This is a genomic window from Azonexus sp. R2A61 (assembly GCF_021401135.1).
Classification (GTDB): Bacteria; Pseudomonadota; Gammaproteobacteria; order Burkholderiales; family Rhodocyclaceae; genus Azonexus.
Genome location: NZ_JACBFO010000001.1, coordinates 565,698 through 584,252, shown reverse-complemented (window position 1 = coordinate 584,252; position 18,555 = coordinate 565,698). Strand labels below are relative to the sequence as shown.

Annotated in this window: 14 protein-coding genes; 3 read left to right on the top strand and 11 right to left on the bottom strand. The window is 66.9% G+C overall.

Annotated elements, in window-relative coordinates:
- Nucleotides 1–124: 124 nt before the first annotated feature.
- From L0962_RS02910 to nikR, 4 genes are all read right to left on the bottom strand, one after another.
- The gene (locus L0962_RS02910; RefSeq protein WP_234083952.1) at nt 125–2,122 is read right to left on the bottom strand and encodes a TonB-dependent receptor; all 1,998 of its coding nucleotides are present in this window, start codon (nt 2,120–2,122) and stop codon (nt 125–127) included.
- A 111-nt stretch (nt 2,123–2,233) separates the two neighbouring features.
- On the bottom strand, nt 2,234–3,043 hold the full coding sequence (locus L0962_RS02905; protein WP_234083946.1) for a nickel transporter: 810 nt from the start codon (nt 3,041–3,043) through the stop codon (nt 2,234–2,236).
- Between the two features lie 111 nt (nt 3,044–3,154).
- Nucleotides 3,155–4,501 carry an ATP-binding protein gene (locus tag L0962_RS02900; protein WP_234083944.1) on the bottom strand — a complete coding sequence of 449 codons (1,347 nt, stop codon included), beginning with the start codon at nt 4,499–4,501 and terminating at the stop codon, nt 3,155–3,157.
- Nucleotides 4,476–4,940 carry a nickel-responsive transcriptional regulator NikR gene (gene nikR / locus L0962_RS02895; protein WP_234083942.1) on the bottom strand — a complete coding sequence of 155 codons (465 nt, stop codon included), beginning with the start codon at nt 4,938–4,940 and terminating at the stop codon, nt 4,476–4,478. Before nikR ends, L0962_RS02900 begins: the two co-directional genes overlap by 26 nt.
- 147 nt (nt 4,941–5,087) lie before the next feature.
- Here nikR and L0962_RS02890 point away from each other — a divergent pair, with 147 nt between their 5' ends.
- Both L0962_RS02890 and L0962_RS02885 read left to right on the top strand, forming a co-directional pair.
- Nucleotides 5,088–6,053: an AAA family ATPase gene (locus L0962_RS02890; protein ID WP_234083941.1), complete on the top strand. Its 966-nt coding sequence runs from the start codon at nt 5,088–5,090 to the stop codon at nt 6,051–6,053.
- A 300-nt stretch (nt 6,054–6,353) separates the two neighbouring features.
- Nucleotides 6,354–9,122 carry a PAS domain S-box protein gene (locus tag L0962_RS02885; protein ID WP_234083939.1) on the top strand — a complete coding sequence of 923 codons (2,769 nt, stop codon included), beginning with the start codon at nt 6,354–6,356 and terminating at the stop codon, nt 9,120–9,122.
- Nucleotides 9,123–9,133: 11 nt separating this feature from the next.
- On the opposite strand, the gene L0962_RS02880 is transcribed toward L0962_RS02885, so the two are convergent.
- The 3 genes from L0962_RS02880 to L0962_RS02870 are packed head-to-tail and all read right to left on the bottom strand — an operon-like array spanning nt 9,134 to nt 13,001.
- Nucleotides 9,134–10,555 (bottom strand): nickel-dependent hydrogenase large subunit, encoded by a 1,422-nt coding sequence (locus tag L0962_RS02880; protein ID WP_234083938.1) that lies wholly within the window; start codon nt 10,553–10,555, stop codon nt 9,134–9,136.
- Complete coding sequence (locus L0962_RS02875) at nt 10,552–11,541, bottom strand: HupU protein (protein WP_234083936.1); 990 nt, start codon at nt 11,539–11,541, stop codon at nt 10,552–10,554. The genes L0962_RS02880 and L0962_RS02875 overlap by 4 nt, the downstream gene beginning before the upstream one ends.
- Nucleotides 11,538–13,001 (bottom strand): sigma-54 dependent transcriptional regulator, encoded by a 1,464-nt coding sequence (locus L0962_RS02870; RefSeq protein ID WP_234083934.1) that lies wholly within the window; start codon nt 12,999–13,001, stop codon nt 11,538–11,540. The genes L0962_RS02875 and L0962_RS02870 overlap by 4 nt, the downstream gene beginning before the upstream one ends.
- Nucleotides 13,002–13,310: 309 nt before the next feature.
- On the opposite strand from L0962_RS02870, the gene L0962_RS02865 reads away from it, so the two are divergent.
- A complete protein-coding gene (locus L0962_RS02865) occupies nt 13,311–13,511 on the top strand; it encodes a hypothetical protein (protein ID WP_234083932.1) in 201 nt (66 codons plus the stop codon).
- Nucleotides 13,512–13,530: 19 nt separating this feature from the next.
- On the opposite strand, the gene hypE is transcribed toward L0962_RS02865, so the two are convergent.
- From hypE to L0962_RS02845, 4 genes are all read right to left on the bottom strand, one after another.
- Nucleotides 13,531–14,598 carry a hydrogenase expression/formation protein HypE gene (gene hypE, locus L0962_RS02860; protein WP_234083931.1) on the bottom strand — a complete coding sequence of 356 codons (1,068 nt, stop codon included), beginning with the start codon at nt 14,596–14,598 and terminating at the stop codon, nt 13,531–13,533.
- A 93-nt stretch (nt 14,599–14,691) separates the two neighbouring features.
- Nucleotides 14,692–15,813: a hydrogenase formation protein HypD gene (hypD, locus tag L0962_RS02855; protein WP_234083929.1), complete on the bottom strand. Its 1,122-nt coding sequence runs from the start codon at nt 15,811–15,813 to the stop codon at nt 14,692–14,694.
- Between the two features lies 1 nt (nt 15,814).
- On the bottom strand, nt 15,815–16,072 hold the full coding sequence (locus tag L0962_RS02850) for a HypC/HybG/HupF family hydrogenase formation chaperone (protein WP_234083927.1): 258 nt from the start codon (nt 16,070–16,072) through the stop codon (nt 15,815–15,817).
- Nucleotides 16,041–18,554 carry a carbamoyltransferase HypF gene (locus tag L0962_RS02845; RefSeq protein ID WP_234083925.1) on the bottom strand — a complete coding sequence of 838 codons (2,514 nt, stop codon included), beginning with the start codon at nt 18,552–18,554 and terminating at the stop codon, nt 16,041–16,043. The genes L0962_RS02850 and L0962_RS02845 overlap by 32 nt, the downstream gene beginning before the upstream one ends.
- Between the last annotated feature and the right edge of the window lies 1 nt (nt 18,555).

Genomic DNA, 18,555 nt, shown 5'->3' with positions numbered 1-18,555 from the left:
CAATTGGGGAAACCCCGCAGATTAAACCAAGTCGGCGGGGAATGGTTTGTAATTATGAATTATAAGCCGAACTACGTGGAATCCGAAGGGGCGGAACAGCCTTGCCGCCCCGCCTCCCGGCACCTCAGAAACGGTATTGCAGGGTCAGTCTGCCGCTACGCGGTTCAGTCGGATGCAGATGCCGATCGGCGACCGGCGCCCCTTCGCCGGCCAGTTGCGATTCGTACCAGTACTCGATGTCGTTGGCCTTGCTGTCGAACAGGTTGTAGACATCAAGCGCCAGCATCAGCCGCGGCGACAGGCGATAGCCGACGCGCAGATTGGTCAGCGACGAGGCCCGGGAGCGTACCGAATTGTCCTCGACCAACGGTCGCGGCCCGAAGTAGCGCCAGCGCACGGAACCGAACCACGGACCGAGGCGATCCAGCGTCAGACCAACGTTGGCGGTGGTCGTCACAGCCCCCGGGATATGATCGCCTTCCGGCGCCGAATCGCGGAAACGGGCATGCGACCAGGAAAAATCGGCATCGACCGCCAACCAGTCGGACAAGGTATAGAGATTGGTCCATTCCACGCCGTAGCGACGCGACGGGCGCGATGCTTCGGTCGTCCCGGCATCGCCGACGAACAGCAGCTCCGAGGCCGCCTCGAGTTGCCACAGGGCTACGGTCGACTGCCAGCCGGGCAGGATTTCCGAGCGCAGGCCCAGCTCGCTGCCACGCGTGCGCACCAGCGGTTGCACGCGGCGCACCGGATTGCCGTTGGCGTCGAACGGGGTGCCGGTGGCGGGATCGACGGTGATGGTCGAACCGCGCGCATCGTTGGAATGGAACCCGTGACCGTAGTTCAGATACAGCTCGGTCTTCCGCCAGGGCCCGAAAATCAGCGACAGCTTCGGCGTCACGATCGCGTCGTCGGCCTTGCCGGAATTTGCCGGATTATCGCTGTCGACCGTGAAATCGTAGGCATCGGCCCGCAGCCCCTGGATCGAGCGGAACCAGCTCGTCCACTTGGTCTCGTTTTGCAACCACAAGCCAAGACTGCGTTGTGTGACGTGATCCTCGCGGACCGTCGCCAGGGTTTCGCGCGCCTCGGTCTGGTACAGGCCGACCGGGCTCAGCCGATCGATACGCCCCTGCAGGCCGATCGCGTTGATCACCTCGAAGCCCCCCAGGCGACCGAACAGCTCGTGCGATACCGAGAAGCCCCCGGCCTTGCGCCGCTCGGCCTGCTTGAACTGGTCGCCCGGCGGGCAGCCATTGGTGCAGTAACTGAAGTTGGACCACAGATCCAGGCCCGAAGCCAGTCCCCAGAAGGTCGCGCGGGTCTGCGCATCCTCTCCGCGCCGGGCCCATTCGCCGGACAGACTGTAGCGATGCGTCCGCCCCCCGGCACTGTCGTCCAGCGAGCCGAAACGGTCGATCTGGCCGCGATCGACCGCCCGTTGCGGAATCTGGTCGGTCGATACCCAGCGCCCGCGATAAGCCATGCCGGTCACCGACCAGCCGTCATCGCGCGATCCGCGGCTGTAACGCAGGATACCGTTGAGCTTGCGATAATGCTCGTCGACCTGCCACGGCCCGTCGTTGTGGAAAAGTTCCAGCGCATAGAGCAGATTGCCCTCGGCCAGCTGGGGCGATCCGGCCAGCAGCGAGCGGGCGTAGCCGTTGCGGCCAAGCGTGACCTGAGCCAGCCCGGCATCGAGCCGCCGTACGTAGTCGATATGCGCCGCACCCGCCGACGAGAAATCGCCTTCTTCCGCAAAGTAGGGCCCCTTGCGATAAGCGATGCGGTCGACCAGTTCGGGAATCAGGAAATTAAGATCGGTGTAGCCCTGACCGTGCGCATGCGTCGGCATGTTCACCGGCACGCCGCCGATCGAGGTCGCGAAATCGGTCCCGTGATCGAGATTGAAGCCGCGCAGGAAGTACTGATTGGCCTTGCCGTCACCGGCATGCTGCGTGACGATCAGCCCGGGCACCATTTCCAGCGCCTCGCCGGGCCGCAACACCGGCACCGTGGACAAACGCAGGCCGGATACCACGCCTTCGCTGCCGGCACTGGCGATGCCCTCGAGATTTTCGATGCGCGAGCGGACCTCGACCGTCGACAATTCGGTCATCCCTTGTGCCAGCACCGCACCGGATGCGAAGGCCAGATATGAAGCAATCAGATTTTTTCTTACCATCATCGTCAAAAAAAGGCCGGCGAACCGGCCACTCCTCCCTGAGAATCAAGCCATGACCGGCCGGCGAGTGAGCCGGACCGCTGCGAAAAAGCTCAGCGCGATGATCGCCACCAACGCCGCCCCGAACATCAGTTCCTTGCCCTCGCTCCAGGCATCGACCGCCGGCGACAACAGCTTGGCGGCACCGAAAGCAGCGACCAGCAGGCTGACGCCGGAAACGACCAGCCCCATGACGCGCGACGCGATCAGCGCCACTTGGTCGGCCCGGGCGATCAGGCGGGCAATCCACAAGCCGTTGATCCCGTCGGTCAGCAGCATGCCGGCCATGAACAGCGTGGCGAGCAGCAGGGCGTGCTGCCAGCCGCCGAACTGCGTCGCGGTCAGCGCAAAGAAGGCGGCCTGCGACAGGGTATCGAAGGACAGCGCGAACAGCGCGCCGACCAGCGCCACCAGCGCCGGATGCGAGACATGGCGCAATTTCCCGAGCAGGCGGCCCTTGATCCCCACCGGCTGGACCATTTCATCCGGTCCGGCACGGAGCACCGCGGCCAGGTTGAGACTACCGAGGGCGACCAGGAAGGCGATCGAGATCACCGAGCCGAGCACACCGAACCATTCCGGCACCGCCCACTGACCGGCCAGCGCCGAAACGCCGAGCGCGATGGCCATCACCACGGCGCCATGCCCGAGCGAGAAAAAGGTACCGCACCAGCGCGCCAGCGTCGGACGCTGCCGGGCGTTGTAACGGGTCAGGCCGTCGATGGTGGCGAGATGATCGGCATCGAAGCCGTGCTTCATGCCGAGCACGAAGGTCAGGATCAGCAGCGACAGCCAGTCGCCGGGCAAGGCTTCCATCAACGGCACCCCTCTGTATGAAATTTATATTCATCTTCATACAAAGAACGTGCCAGCGCAATAAGTCATTGTTCGTATTGCGTTGCCCGGCGTTTGCCACCGGCCAATTGGTCAGCGACTTTCCACCGGCAGTGAAAGGATGAATTCCGCTCCACCAGCGGGCCGATTGGCCGCCTCCAGCCGACCGCCGTGTCGCTCGACGATGCCGTAGCTGATCGACAGACCGAGGCCGGTGCCCTGGCCGACCGGCTTGGTGGTGAAGAAAGGCTCGAACAGCCGCCCGAGGTGCGGCTCGGCAATCCCCGGACCGTTATCGGTGAACTGCAGGATGATCTGGCCGTCGGCGTGGCGGCCGGCAATCGCCAGACGCGCATCGCGCTGGCCGGCGGTTGCATCGCAGGCGTTCTGCACAAGGTTCATCACCACCTGCTGCAACTGGCCGGACGAGCCCGCGCAATGCAGATCGGGCGGCAAATCGATGTCGACCGCAAATCTTCCGCCGGCGCTCTGCACCACCCAGCGCACCGAACGCTCGACCACCTCGTTCAGATTGACGCGCTCGGGCGTCATCTTGTCTACCGCCGAAAAGCGCTTCAGGGCGTCGACGATGTCGCGCGTGCGTTCGGCACCTTCGATCATGCCGTCGATCAATTGCGGCATGTCGGCCAGGATGCGATCGATGCGCAAGGTGTCGCGCAAGCCGGCCAGCGCCGGCTCGCTGGCGGCGGCACTGTCGTGCACCGCCGCCAGATAGTTTTCCAGACGGCCCGAATAACGCTTCAGCGACAGCACGTTGCCCAGCACGAAGCTGATCGGATTGTTCAATTCATGCGCGACACCGGCGACCAGGCGGCCCAGCGAGACCATTTTCTCGGCATGCAGCAATTGCCCCTGCGTCCGTTTCAGGTCGTCGTGCGCCTGGCGCAGCGCCTGATAGGCCTTGCGCAGTTCGCCGACCGGGCGGCCGGTGACCACCATGCCCATCAGTTTGCCGGTCTGCGAGACACGCGGCGTGCAGTTCATCGACACCGGCACGGTCGACCCGTCGCCGGCGCGCAAAAAGAACTCGCAGTCGTGTACGCCCTCACGTCCGTAGCGGCTGAAGATGTCGCGGGCCCTGGCCCGCTCGAGATCGTCGGCGAACAACTCGAACACCGGCGTGTGCGCCAACTGTTCGGCGCTCTTGCCGGCGAAATGGCAGAGCGAGGGATTGACCTCCTCGATGCCGCCGTTGCGGTCGCAGACGATCAGGATGTCCGACATCGAAGCCAGCACGCTCTCGATGAACTGGTGCGACTCCTCGAGCGCCGCGTTCTTTTCTTCCAGCGCCACTTCGTACTGGAGGAGATCGTTGTAGACCTCGTCCATCTTCTGGATCACCTCGATCCAGGCCTGCTCCCCGGTCGCCGCCAGCAGCGGATCGTCGGGCCGGTCAGCGGGTGGGGCGGTAGTGGACATGATCGCTGCCGTGCTCGTCGTGCGCATGGTGGTATTCGGCCTCCAGCGCGATCAGGTTGAGCTGGCCGTGGCGCACGCCGCGCTCGGCGACCAGCGCATCGGCAAATTGTCGGACTTCTGCGGTCGACCCTTTCAGAATGACGGTTTCCAGACAATGGTCGTGGTCGAGGTGGGTGTGCATCGCCGCCACCGTCAGGTCGTGGCGGTCGTGCTGCAGGCCGGTCAGACGTTCCGACAGTTCCCGCTCGTGATGGTTGTACACATAAGAGAGATTGGCCACGCACTGGCCGGTCGGCGCGGCGCGCTGGCGGTCCTGCTCGATGGCACCGCGGATCAGGTCGCGCACGGCTTCCGAGCGGTTGACGTAGCCGCGGGCGGCGATCAGTTCGTCGAACTGGCGAGCCAGCGACTCGTCCAGCGAAATGGTGAAGCGTTCCATGGCGTTCCTGCGGTCGACGGGGATGGCGGCATTATTTCCCAATCCGGCTGGAACGGGAAATGCTAGCTATCGATCAGGGGGCACCGGATTCAACCCCGGCCGCTTCCGAACCGTTAAGGCAGTCAACAGCGTCAGGAGGAAGTCATCATGGCAAGCACCGACATCCGACTCACGGTCGCCGAAGAGCGCACCATCTACGACGTCGCCGCCATCGAGCGCGCGCTCGAGGAAGCCTCGGGCAACCGCAACGAGGCGCTCGCCGCGCTTTACGAAAAGATGCGACAACGCGGCGGCGGCCGCTTCCTGGTCCGGCCGAGCGGCGCCGATCAGGTCGACGACCTCTACGACCGCTGCCCCAACTTCGCCGACGTGATCGACGATATCCGCAAGCAACTCGCGCTGGCCGTCGCCGGCAGCGAGCCGTTGCAGTTCACGCCCATCCTGCTGCTCGGCGAACCGGGCATCGGCAAGACCCACTTCGCCCGCGAACTGGCCCGCCAGCTCGGCACCGGCCACGAATTCGTGTCGATGAGCGCGTTGACCGCAGGCTGGGTATTGTCCGGCTCCTCGTCGCAATGGAACAACGCCAAGCCCGGCAAGGTGGCGCACACTTTGGTGCATGGCGACTTCGCCAACCCCATCGTGGTGCTCGACGAAATCGACAAGGCCGGCGGCGATTCGCGCTACGACCCGATGGGCGCCCTCTACGGCCTGCTCGAACACGACACGGCCAAGGCCTTCAAGGACGAGTTCGTCGACATCGACATCGATGCCTCGCACATCCTGTGGGTGACGACGGCCAACGACGAACGCGGCATTCCCGAACCGATCCTCAACCGGATGAATGTCTACGAAGTGCCGCGCCCCGATCTCGCGGCTTCGCTGAGCATCGCCGGCGCGCTGTACCGCGAGATGGTCGGCGAACACGACTGGGGTTTTCCGGACGAGCCGGACGACAGCGTACTCGAACGCCTGGCCTCGCTGCCGCCGCGCGACATGCGCAAGCGGCTGCTGTCGGCCTTCGGCTCCGCCAAGCTGGCGGGACGCAACTGGCTGGAAGGCAGCGACTTCGACCAGGCCCGCAGCGGACGCAGTCGCAAGATCGGTTTCTGAAGCGGCGGGGCGGCACGGCTGGTCGCCCCGCGCCGAGCGGTGTAATCTGACGCAAAAACGACCGTCGGAGAGAGACTTCTGAGCACCGATCCCGCCAGCCCGCCGGCGCACCCACCGAGCAGCGGAAGCCGCCGTTCCCGCCTGGGCCGCTGGCTGACGCTCGGCATCGCACTGGTCAACGCGCTGGTCATCGGCCTGGGCACCCAGAACCTGATCGACAGCCGCCTCCACATCGACCGCGCGATCCACGACAACACGACCAATCTGGCAACGCTGCTGGAAAGCAACATTGCCGAATCGGTGCGTCACATCGATCTCGGCCTGCTCACCATCGCCGATTACCTGGAACGGGAGAGCCGTCATCACCGCTGGAACGACGACGAACTGAACGGCATCCTGGCGCTTCAGGCCGACCGCATCCCGACGGTCGAGGCATTCCGGGTCACCGACCGCGACGGCATCGTCCGCTGGGGCGTAGGTCTCGATCCCGACCATCCGATCAGCTACGCCGACCGCAGCTACTTCGTCCAGCTGCGTGCTGCCGGCACGCCGCAACTCGCCATCAGTCCGCCGATCATCGGACGCATCAGCGGTCGCCCGATGATTCCTTTCGCCCGCGCCTGGCATCTCCCCGACGGCAGCTTCGGCGGCGTCGTGATCGCCGCGATACCGACCGAAGGCTTCTACAAGCTGATGTCGACGCTGCAGCTCGGACCGCACGGCAGCGCCGTCATGCGCGATCTCGAATCGCGACTGATCACGCGCTATCCCACCGTCGCCGGCGAGCTAGGCAGCAGCGGCAAGCAGCAGGTCTCACCGGAATTCGCAGCGGCGTTCGCCGAAAACGAAATGGAAGGCGTGTTCACCACCGATGCCGTCGCCGATGGTCATGCCCGCCGCTATGCCTATAAACGGATACGCAACATGCCGGCCATCATCAAGGTGGGTATGTCGCCGGAGGATTATTTCGCCGCCTGGTGGAACGAGGTTTACAAGACCAGCGCACTGCTCGCCGCCTTCCTTGCCGTCACGCTGTTCGCCGGCTGGCTAGTGAACCGGTTCTGGCAACGCCACCTGGCCGACAACGAGCGACTGCAGGCCAACGAGGCCTTGCTCGAGCAGATCTACCAGGCCTCCAGCGTCGCCATCTTCCTGGTCGATCCGGTCGGGCGCATCACCCGCGCCAACCAGCGCATGGCCGACATGTTCGGCACGACCCGCGAGGCACTCACCGGCGCCCCCTACGTCTCGCTGATCGCGCCCGACGAGCGTGAAACCGGCCATACCAACATGCTCGCCCTGCTTTCCAGCCAGGTCGATCAGGTGGACCTCGAACGCCTTTACTGGCGCGGCGATCACCGCCAGTTCTGGGGGCGCCTGACCGGCCGCCGGCTGGTTGCACCGGACGGCACGCTGCTCGGCCTGGTCGGCGTCATCGCCGACATTCACGACCGCAAGCTGGCCGAAGCCGCACTGCGCGAAAGCGAGCAGCATTTCCGGACCCTCGCCGACAACGGCTCGGCGCTGATCTGGACCTCCGGTCTGGACAAGGGCTGCAACTACTTCAACGTGCAATGGCTCAAATTCACCGGCCGCCCCGTCGAACAGGAACTGGGCAACGGCTGGACCGAAGGCGTGCATCCCGACGATTTCAGCCGCTGCATCGCCAGCTATGTCGAGCATTTCGAACGACAGCAGCCGTTTTCGATGGAATACCGACTGCGCCACGCCAGCGGCGAATATCGCTGGATTCGCGACGATGGCACGCCACGCTACGACAGCGAGGGCCGCTTCATCGGCTACATCGGATTCTGCTACGACATCAGCCGGGAAAAGGCGGCGGCCGTCGAACTCCAGCGACACCGCCAACATCTCGAGGAACTGGTCGAGCAACGCACCGCCGACCTGCGCCAGGCCAAGGAAGCGGCCGAAACCGCCAACGTCGCCAAAAGCGCCTTCCTGGCCAACATGTCGCACGAAATCCGCACACCGCTCAACGCCATCACCGGCATGGCCTACATCCTGCGCCGCAGCGGACTGACCGCACAGCAGGGCGAACGCCTCGGCAAACTGGAAACCGCCAGCCATCACCTGCTCGACATCATCAACACCATTCTCGACCTGTCCAAGATCGAAGCCGGCAAATTCACGCTCGATTCGACGCTGCTCGACATCCGGCAACTGTTCGGCAACATCGAATCGATCCTGCACGGCAAGATCGCCGAGAAGGGCCTCGAACTGCGCTGCCACCTGCCAGACGACTTGCCCCAGCTGCTCGGCGACCCGGTCCGGCTCCAGCAAGCGCTGCTGAATTACGCCGGCAATGCGGTCAAGTTCACCGACCAGGGCAGCATCACCATCGAAGCGACCATCGTCGACCGCCAGGACGATTGCCTCGACTTGCGCTTCACCGTCAGCGACACCGGCATCGGCATCGCGGCACAGGATCTTCCCCGGCTGTTCCAGGCCTTCGAACAGGCCGACAACTCGGCAACCCGCCGTTACGGCGGCACCGGCCTGGGCTTGGCGATCACCCGCAAACTGGCCGAAATGATGGGCGGCACGACCGGCGCCGAAAGCCTGCCCGGCCGGGGCAGCCGGTTCTGGATGACGGTACGCCTGCCGCTGGCAAAAACCTCGCCCCTCCCTCACCCCCCCGCCGCCATCGACAACACCGGCGGATTCGGGCAACGCAGCATCCTGTTGGTCGAGGACGAGCCGGTCAACCGCGAAATCACCCTGCAACTGCTCGACGACAGCGGCCTGCGGATCGACGTCGCGGTTGACGGCCAGGCTGCGGTCGACGCCGTCGAACGGCAAAATTACGCGCTCATCCTGATGGACATGCAGATGCCGCGCCTCAACGGCCTCGATGCCACGCGCGCAATCCGCGCCCTGGGCGAACGCGGCGCCATGCCGATCATCGCGATGACCGCCAACGCCTTCGCCGAGGACCGCGCCCAGTGTCTGGCCGCCGGCATGAACGACTTCATCGCCAAACCGGTCAACCCCGACCTGCTGCTCGACAAGCTACGGCAATGGCTGAATCCGCCGGAAGCCAGCGACTGAAACGGGATAGATCAATGCACCGTGCACACCATGCACGGATCGAAGGAACGCACGACATGCTGCACGGTCGGCAGCGCGCCTTCGCCGGCCGGCAGGCCGACCAGCGCCTGCTCCAGGGCACCGGGGCGGCCGGTGGCGTCGCGCGGCGAAAAATTCCAGGTGGTCGGGGCGATGATCTGGTAGCGCTCGATGCGTCCGCGCCTGACGCTCAGCCAGTGGCCCAGGCTGCCGCGCGCCGCTTCGACCAGGCCAACCGCAGTGCCGGTGTCCGGCAGCGGGGCCGGCAGGCAGAAGGGTTCGCCGGGACGCAGCGCCTGCGCCCAGCTTTCCATTACCGGCAGCAGCCGGGCGACTTCGAGCAGACGGGCGACGATGCGCGCAGTGACGCTGGCCCCGTGCCGTCCGACCAGATCGTGCAATAGCGGCTGACCGTCGATCAACTGCCGGGCCAGCGCCCCGGTTTCCGCCACCGCGCCACCATAGCGCGGCGCCTTGCACCAGGTATAGGCCGCCGGCTTGTCGGCGGCGACAAGCGTTTCGCCCACCGCCGGCGCCAGCGGCACCTCGCCGGCCAGCCATGCATGGCTGACATCCTCGACGATTTTTCCCGTATCCAGCGGGTCGACCGCAAGATCGCCGCCGCAGCTCCCGGCCGGAAACAGGCCGTAGGCACCGAAAGACAGGAAGCGCTCGGCCCCGGCACCGATCCGTTCCAGGCCCAGATCGCCGGCCAGCCGGAGGAACAGCGCCAGATCGCCCGGATTGCCGGCGGCCCAGGCCGACAAGGTGTCGGCATCGGCCAGCGCGGCGAAATGCTCCAGGCGATCGGCGAACACCCGGTTTTCCAGAAAGCTGCGGAATTCGCGCAGCAGCGCCAGCAGCCGGATACGCTCGGCGGCTGTCGTCGCCTTGGTGCTGCCGCCGGGCTGGATGGCCAGCGTGTGCGGCCAGCGGCCGGCCAGGAATCCGGCGAGGTGGAAGAAACGCGCCCGCGCCTGCAGCCAGGGACCGACCGAACTGCCGCGCTGGGCGGCGAAGCGCGCGACAACATCGGCGTGCCAGCTGCGGTCGACATAGGCCGGACGGCAAAAATCGGGCAGGAAGAACAGATAGAAATGGGTCAGGTGGTCGGCCAGATTCTCGGTCGCCTGTGTCAGATGCAGCGCCAGCCGGCCGTTCGGCGGCGGCGTCACGCCGGCCAGATCGGCCAGCGCAGCGGCGGCGGCGGCCGACTGGGCGACCGAGCAGATGCCGCAGATACGCGGCACGATGACCAGCGCATCGGCCGGATCGCGGCCGATCAGCAACGGTTCGAACCCACGGAACAGCGGCGAGTTAACCTGCGCCGACTGCACCAGGCCGGCAGCCACCTCGAGCTGGACCTCGAGATCGCCTTCGACACGATTGAACGGTCCGAGCACGATGCGCGTCATTTGCCGCCCTTGCGCACCGACGGCCGGATCACCGTATGGTCCTCGACCGCGTTGTCGCGCACCCGTTTCGGCGTCGCCGACTTGGACAGCGCGGCCAGGGCGACGAACCAGGCCTTCGGCATGTCGGTCGGCAGGCCGATCGGGATGCCGGCCAGTTTGGGGGTTTCCTGGAAGGCGTGGCCGGGCGCTTCGAAGCCCGGCTCGGTGCAGGCGATGCAGGCGTAGCCGCCCTTCAGGCAGGAGCCGGCACCATTCCACGGTCGTGTATTGCAGTCGGCATGCGCCTGGGTGCCCTTGCAGCCAAGGTTTTCCATCAGGCAGCCGAGGTCGGAATGCTTTTCGGCGCTGGCCTTGAATTCGTAGAACTCGTTGCGCGGGCAGCCGTGATGCACCAGTTGCTCGGCGTAGAGCAGCGGCCGACCGAATTCGTCGAGGTCGGCTGCGGTCAACCCGTCGCAGGCCAGTTTTTCCAGGGTATCGACGATCCACCCGGGATGCGTCGGGCAACCGGCCAGATTGACCACCGGCAAGCCATCGCCGGCCCGGAAGGCGGCACCGAGCAAGCCGCCCGGTTCCTCGACGTCGTACTGCAGGCCGCAGGCTTCCAGTGGATTACCCGGCGTGTTCGCCGAAAAACCGCCCCAGGCGGTACACGAACCGATGGCAAAAACATGGCTGGCGCGGGCCGCCAATTGCCGCACCCACTCGGTCAGCGGGCGGCCGGCCAGCCGGTGGAAACGACCGCTGCCGTTCGGCCCGCGCAACATGGCACCCTCGATGCACAGCACGTCGAAGGCCCGGCTGCCGTCAGCACAGGCCTCAAGCACGGCCAGCGCTTCCTCGCCACTTTCTGGCGACAGCGCCGGATGCCAGACGAACTCGATGCCGGCGTCGCGCAATTCGTCGAACAACGGCCGTGGCTCGTGGCACAGCAAGGATTGCGTGCAGCCGCCGCAGCCGCCGCTCTGCAGCCAGAGCACCTTCATTCGTCGGTCATCCCGTGACGCTGCAGCTTGGCGCGCAGGCCGACGCGCGACAAACCGAGCTCCTGCGCGGCGCGCGACTTGTTGCCGCGATGGCGGCGCATCGCCGCCTCGAGCACGACGCGTTCGAGCGCTTCCATGCGCGTTTTCAGATTGCCGCCCAGGTCGTCGGACCAGTGCGTCGCTTCAGCCACTGCCGGCCGGCCAAGCACACGCGACGACAGCAGCGCCGGCAGCAGCAACGGCCCCTCGCCCAGCGCAACCATGCGCAGGATTTCATTCTGCAGCTCGCGCACATTGCCCGGCCAGTCGTAGGTCGCCAACGCGGCCAGGGTTTCCGTGGCAAAACCGGACACCGTCTTGCCCAAGGCCTGCGCACTGCTGGCGAGCAGGGTTTCAGCCAGCAACGGCAGGTCCATGCGTCGTTCGCGCAGCGGCGGCACGTGCACCGCGATGGTCGCCAGCCGGTAATACAGGTCTTCGCGGAAGCGCCCGCTGCGCACGTCGGCTTCCAGGTCGCGGTTAGTCGCCGCGATCACCCGCACATCGACGGTCACCGCGCGGTTGCTGCCGAGCGGCCGGAACTCGCCTTCCTGCAGCACGCGCAGCAGCTTGACCTGGAAGGCCGGGCTGGTTTCGCCGATTTCATCGAGGAACAAGGTGCCGCCGTCGGCCTGCTGGAACAGCCCGACGCGATCTTCGACGGCACCGGTGAACGCGCCGCGCTTGTAGCCGAACAGTTCGGATTCGAGCAGCGTGTCGGGCAGGGCGCCGCAGTTCTCGGTAACGAAGGCCTTGTCGGCACGGGCGCTCTCGTAATGGATGGCGCGGGCGACCATTTCCTTGCCGGTGCCCGATTCGCCGGTGACCATCACCGACAGGTCGTAGGGCGCGACGCGGGCGATCAGTTCGCAGACCCCGTCGAGGGGGCTGCCGGCATGGCGGACGAAGGCATCGATGCCGAACTGCCGCCGCGCCTTGTCCTGCTTTTTCTCGACCTGGCGCCGCAGGGCCGGCTCGGCGGTGCGCAGGTCGAGCGACAGGCGCTGGTTCTCCTGCTGCAACCGCCACACCTCGGCGGCACGCTGCAGCGTCAGCAACAACTGCTCGGGCTGCCAGGGTTTCAGCAGGTACTGCCAGATGCCGGCTTCGTTGACCCCGGCGATGATGTCCTCGGCGTCGGTATAGCCGGACAGGATGATGCGCACGATGTCCGGCCAGCGGCTGCGCACTTCCTTCAGGAAAGCGACGCCGGTCGTTCCCGGCATGCGCTGGTCGCAGAGCACGACGCGGATCGCTGCGGTCGACTGCTCGCGGTCGAGAATTTCCATGCCTTCGTCGGCGCCGGACGCGCAGAACACCTCGAAATCCTCCTCCAGCGTCCGGCGCAGCGCTTCCTGCGAACGCAGTTCGTCGTCGACGACGAGGACGGCAGGCAAACGGCGCAGGCTGGTCGGGGTCATTCCGGTGGATTCCAGTCAGGGGCGAACGGGGAACGAAGAGCGGCGGCGAAACGCGCTGGCGGAATGATAGCCTGCGCGGCCCGGCTCGGGAAAAAGCGTTCGCCGCCTCGGCAAAAGCGCGTGCCCATTGAATAAACCGCACATGTCATCCGGGTTTTTTGCCGTCATGCCCCGATCATGAAGCCAGTGACACGAAGCCTTTTGCCGGGAAGCCTCGACGGAAAAATACAATCTATGACTTTCGCTATATTTTTCAATCGCTTGCGGATGTCTATGATGCATTGCACAAAACGAGTGGGGGGCCATTCCATGTCCGTAGCCGAACGTCAGCCGCGCGCCGCGCAACGCGCCCGCAAGCATCGTCCCGAGTACGTCGCCGCCGTGCGCTACCCGGACGGCAGCCGCGATCTGTTCCACATCATCAACGCCAACAACCTCGACGACGCCCGCGAACTGGTGCTGCTCGAAGTCGGCGACGTGCGCAGCCTGCTGGTCGCCGAACGCCACTGAGCAACAGGACATCGCCGCGTCAGCAGATGCGCGGCAACTGATCGCCGCTCAACCAGTCAACGATGCGCCGGCCGCCGAAGGCGGTGGTCATCTGCACGAAATGGTGGTCGTCGGCCTGCACCGTCCCGACGATGGCCGCCGCCTCGCCGAGCGGATGGGCGCGCATTGCGGTCAACAGCCTTTCTGCGTCATTTTCGGCGCAGATCGCCACCAGTTTCCCCTCGTTCGCCACATACAGCGGATCGAGCCCGAGCAGTTCGCAGGCCGCGTGAACTGCCGGCTTCACCGGCAACGATTTTTCCTGCAGCAGGATGCCGACGCCGGACTGGCGCGCGATCTCGTTCAGCGTCGTGGCCAGGCCGCCGCGCGTCGGATCGCGCAGCACGCGGATAGCCGCGCCGCTCGCCAGCATCGCCTCGATCAGCCCGTGCAGCGCCGCGCTGTCGGAGAGGATCGGCGACTGACCGTCGGCCCCTTCGAAACCCAGACTCTCGCGCTCGGCCATGATCGCCATGCCGTGATCGCCCAGCGTCCCCGAGACCAGCACGACATCGCCCGGCCGCGCCCGCCGGCCCGACAGCTCGCGCCCGGGCGGCACGACGCCGACGCCGGTGGTGGCGATGAAGATGCCGTCGCCCTTGCCGCGTTCGACCACCTTGGTATCGCCGGTCACCACCGGCACGCCGGCAGCGGCAGCGGCGGCGGCCATGCTCTGCACCACCCGCGCCAGATCGGCCAGCGGCAGGCCTTCCTCGAGGATGAACGCCGCCGCCAGATACAGCGGCTTCGCCCCCATCACCGCCACATCGTTGATCGTGCCATGCACCGACAGGCAACCGATGTCGCCGCCGGGGAAGAACAGCGGCGAGACGACGTGGGCATCGGTCGCCATCACCAGCCGCCCCTCGCCCGGCGCCGGCAGCACCGCGCCGTCGTCGCCCTGGCCGAGATACTCGTTGCCGAGATGGCGGGCGAACAGTTCGTCGATCAGCTGCGCCATCGCGCGGCCGCCGGAACCGTGGGCCATGTCGACCTGGCCGTGCTTGAGATCGAGGGGACGGGTGTAGGGTTTGCGGGTTTGGGTCATTTCGGCTGGGGGCCTTGAACGGGGATGGCAGAGGGCGGCATTGCGGCACCGGCGGCGCGGGCGGGGTTGCCGGTCGACGCGGAAAACGGCAGGTCAGACATCGCGATAGCGCCCGTACGTGTAATGCGCCGCGCACGCCCCTTCCGAACTGACCATGCACGACCCCACCGGATTTTCCGGCGTGCATACCGTGCCGAAAATCTTGCACTCCTGCGGCCGCTTCACGCCGCGCAGGATGGCGCCGCATTCGCAGGCCTTGTGGTCGGGCACCGAGGCATAGTCGGCGGGAAAGCGTTTTTCGGCGTCAAATTCGGCGAACGTGTCGCGAATGCGCAGCGCCGAGGCGGGCAGGCTGCCGAGACCGCGCCACTCGAACTCGGGACGCAGTTCGAAGACCTCGGCGACCAGCGCCTGCGCCTTGCGGTTGCCGGCCGGCGTCACGGCGCGGGTGAATTCGTTTTCGATCTCGGCCCGGCCGTCGTTGACCTGGCGGATCAGCAGACGGATCGCCTGCAGCACGTCGAGCGGTTCGAAGCCGGCGATCACCACCGGTTTGCCATAGCGTTCGGGCACGAAGGCGTAGGGCTGGCTGCCGATGATCGTCGATACGTGGGCCGGGCCGACCATGCCGTCGAGCACGATCTGGCCGGCGCGGGCTTCCGGCGATTCGAGGATGCCGACGATCGCCGCCGGGGTCAGCACGTGGCAGCACAGGACCGAGAAGTTCTTCAGGCCGAGCGCGGCGGCCTGGCGGATCGCCACCGCCGTCGGCGGTGTCGTCGTCTCGAAGCCGATGGCAAAGAAGACAACCTGCCGCTCGGGGTGTTTCTGCGCCAGCGTCACCGCGTCCATGCACGAATAGACCATGCGCACGTCGCCGCCGCGCGCCTTGGCCTTGAGCAGCGACAAGCCGTCGGAGGCCGGCACGCGCAGGCAGTCGCCGTAGGTGCAGAGCGTGACGCCGGCGTCCAGCGCCAGCCGGATCGCCTGATCGACGCGGCCGATCGGCAGCACGCAGACCGGGCAGCCCGGACCGTGGATCATGCGCACGTTGTCCGGCAGCAGGTCGACGATGCCGTAACGCGAGATGGCATGCGTGTGGCCGCCGCAAAACTCCATGAAATGGTAGCGGCGGGCCGGATCGGCTTCGCCCCGGATACCGGCGGCAATCTTCTGCGCCAGTTCGCCGTCGCGGAATTCGCTGATGTATTTCATGTCAGTGCCGGGTCGGATCGCCGTCGTCCGGCAGTTGCCCGCGCAGTTCGCCAATGTCGGCAAACAGCTTCAGCGTCTTCTCGGCCTCGTCGGGATCGATCTTGTTCAGCGCGTAGCCGACATGAACGATCACGTAGTCGCCGACCGCCACGTCCTCGACCAGCGACAGCGAAATCTCCTTGCGCACGCCGGCCAGATCGACCACCGCGTTGTCGCCTTCGCGCAGTTCAACCACCTGCGCCGGAATTGCCAGACACATGCTTCGTCTCCTTGAAATATCGTCGCGCCACCCAGGCCTGGCCGAGCGCCAGACCGCCGTCGTTGGGCGGCGCCTGCCGCGCCTCGCGCAACGTCAGGCCGGCACCGGCCAGCGCGTCGCGCAGCGCGGCCATCAGTACCGCATTCATCGCACAACCGCCAGCGACGGCGATTTCGCGCACGTCGCTGCGGTCGACCGCAAGTTTCAGCCATTTTGCCAGCCCGTCGGCGAGCGTTGCATGGAACAGCGCGGCGCCGGCCGCCGCATCGTCGACGTCGAGCAGCGCGGCGATCAGCGGTGTCAGTTCGAGTTGCGTGCCGTCGCCGCTCAGCCGCCAGCCGCCGGCCAGCGGCGCGACCGGGCCGTGCGCCAGCGCCAGGCTTTCCAGCCGCATCGCCGCATCGCCTTCGTAAGCGGCGACGTCGCAGACGCCGAGCACGCCGGCCGCCGCATCGAACCAGCGACCGAGACTGGAGGTCGGCGGGCAGCGCAGGCGACGGGCGAGCAGGGTGAGCAGCGGCCCGGCCTCGCGCGCCGGCCAGGTCCGCGCCAGCCAGCCGCCGATGCGGTGTCCCTCGCCGGCCGCGTGCAGCGCCGCGATCGCCATCCGCCACGGCTCGCGCGCCGCACGGTCGCCGCCGGGCAACGGCAGTTCCTGCAGATGGCCGAGGCGGACACAAGCGGCGCCGTCCAGACGCAGCAGTTCGCCGCCCCAGGCGCCGTCGTCGTCACCCAGTCCGACGCCGTCGAGCGCCAGCCCGATCAGCGGCGTTTTGAGCGCATGTTCGGCGCAGATCGCTGCCAGATGCGCATGATGATGACCGACCGCCAGCGCCGGCACCTGCCACTCGGCGGCCAGCCGCAGCGCCAGTTGCGTCGAGGGAAAATCCGGGTGCCGGTCATGCGCGATCAGGTCGGGGCGGACGTCGAGAATGGCCAGCAGGTGGGCCACCGTTTCTTCCTGGAAACGGATCGCCGCGGCGTTGTCCAGCCCGCCGACGTGCTGCGACAGGAAAGCCTCGCGGCCGCGCAGCACGCAGACCGTGTTCTTCAGGTAGCCGCCCAGCGCCAGCACCGTCGGCCCGCCTTTGGCGAGCGGGATCGGCAGCGGCACGTAGCCGCGCGCGCGGCGAATGAAACATGGCCCATCCGCGGCGTCGACCGCAGCCGCGGCGGCGGCGGCCGGTGCGGCGGTTTGATTGCCCATTTTTCGGCGCTGAGCCGGGTCGACCGCAGCTTCGCCGGCCGGATCGGGCTGCCGGACGACAGCACCCGCTTCGCCGGCCGGCCAGGCTGTCGACCGCCCGCCGGGACGCAGCACCGAATCGTCGCAGCGCACGACGATGGCGCGGTCGTGCGTCAGGAAGGCATCGGCGATGCCGGACAGGCGTTGCCGGGCGTCGGCGTCGTCGGCGACCAGCGGTTCGCCGTGCGGGTTGGCGCTGGTCATCACCAGTAGCAGCGGTTGCGCGTCGGCCAGCCAGGCGGTGCCGACCGGCCGGCCGGCCGCTTCGTGCCAGAGCAGCAGGTGCAGCGGCGTCGCCGGCCGCATCGTGCCAAGCCAGGCCAGACCGGGCGCGACACCCGGCAGTTCCGTGTCGCCCTTGCGGCACAGCACGATCGGCGCCGCCGGCGTGTCGAGCAAGGCCTGCTCGGCGGCACCGAGCTGCGCCAGCCCGGCGAAGGAAGCCGCGTTCAGGCCCATCACCGCGAACGGCTTGGCTTCGCGCTGCTTGCGCTGGCGCAGGCGGGCGACGGCCGCGGCGTTGCGCGCATCGCAGGCGAGGTGAAAACCGCCCAGCCCCTTGATCGCGACGATGCGGCCGGCCTGCAGCAGGGCCAGGGTTGCGGCGATCGGGTCGGTGCCATCGCCGGCGATTTTTTGCCGCTGGCCGCGGTCGACCGCAAGTTCGCGGCCATTTTCGTCGAGCAGGCGCAACGTCGGCCCGCAGGCCGGGCAACAGGTGGTTTCGGCGTGGAAGCGGCGGTCGGCCGGGCTGGCGTATTCGCCGGCGCAGTCCGGACACAGCGGGAAAGCGGCCAGGCTGGTGCGCGCCCGGTCGTAGGGAATGCCGGCGCTGACCGTGAAGCGCGGCCCGCAATGGGTACAGGTGATGAAGGGATGGCGCCAGCGGCGGTCGGCCGGATCGCAGAGTTCGGCGATGCAGTCCGGGCAGATCGCGGCATCCGGGCCGATGGTCGTGGCGATGTCGCCGTCGACGCTGTCGAGAATGTCGAACGATGCCGCGTCGACCGCACAAGGCTGCCGCTCGATGCTGTCGATGCGCGCCAGCGGCGGCTTTTCCAGCGGCAGGCGACGGAGGAATTCCGGCGTGTTGGGGCCGTCGACCGCAATCGTCACGCCGCCGCCGTCGTTGCGCACCCAGCCGGCCAGCCCGAGCTCGCCGGCCAGCCGCCAGACGTAGGGACGAAAGCCGACCCCCTGCACCAGGCCGCGCACGCGGAGCCGGACACCGTGCATC

What these genes read in the sequence shown, in the direction of transcription:
- L0962_RS02910 (WP_234083952.1), bottom strand. Translation starts at nt 2,122, where the DNA reads ATGACCGAATTGTCGACGGTCGAGGTCCGCTCGCGCATCGAAAATCTC.
- L0962_RS02905 (WP_234083946.1), bottom strand. Translation starts at nt 3,043, where the DNA reads ATGGAAGCCTTGCCCGGCGACTGGCTGTCGCTGCTGATCCTGACCTTC.
- L0962_RS02900 (WP_234083944.1), bottom strand. Translation starts at nt 4,501, where the DNA reads ATGTCCACTACCGCCCCACCCGCTGACCGGCCCGACGATCCGCTGCTG.
- nikR (WP_234083942.1), bottom strand. Translation starts at nt 4,940, where the DNA reads ATGGAACGCTTCACCATTTCGCTGGACGAGTCGCTGGCTCGCCAGTTC.
- L0962_RS02890 (WP_234083941.1), top strand. Translation starts at nt 5,088, where the DNA reads ATGGCAAGCACCGACATCCGACTCACGGTCGCCGAAGAGCGCACCATC.
- L0962_RS02880 (WP_234083938.1), bottom strand. Translation starts at nt 10,555, where the DNA reads ATGACGCGCATCGTGCTCGGACCGTTCAATCGTGTCGAAGGCGATCTC.
- L0962_RS02875 (WP_234083936.1), bottom strand. Translation starts at nt 11,541, where the DNA reads ATGAAGGTGCTCTGGCTGCAGAGCGGCGGCTGCGGCGGCTGCACGCAA.
- L0962_RS02870 (WP_234083934.1), bottom strand. Translation starts at nt 13,001, where the DNA reads ATGACCCCGACCAGCCTGCGCCGTTTGCCTGCCGTCCTCGTCGTCGAC.
- L0962_RS02865 (WP_234083932.1), top strand. Translation starts at nt 13,311, where the DNA reads ATGTCCGTAGCCGAACGTCAGCCGCGCGCCGCGCAACGCGCCCGCAAG.
- hypE (WP_234083931.1), bottom strand. Translation starts at nt 14,598, where the DNA reads ATGACCCAAACCCGCAAACCCTACACCCGTCCCCTCGATCTCAAGCAC.
- hypD (WP_234083929.1), bottom strand. Translation starts at nt 15,813, where the DNA reads ATGAAATACATCAGCGAATTCCGCGACGGCGAACTGGCGCAGAAGATT.
- L0962_RS02850 (WP_234083927.1), bottom strand. Translation starts at nt 16,072, where the DNA reads ATGTGTCTGGCAATTCCGGCGCAGGTGGTTGAACTGCGCGAAGGCGAC.
- L0962_RS02845 (WP_234083925.1), bottom strand. Translation starts at nt 18,554, where the DNA reads ATGCACGGTGTCCGGCTCCGCGTGCGCGGCCTGGTGCAGGGGGTCGGC.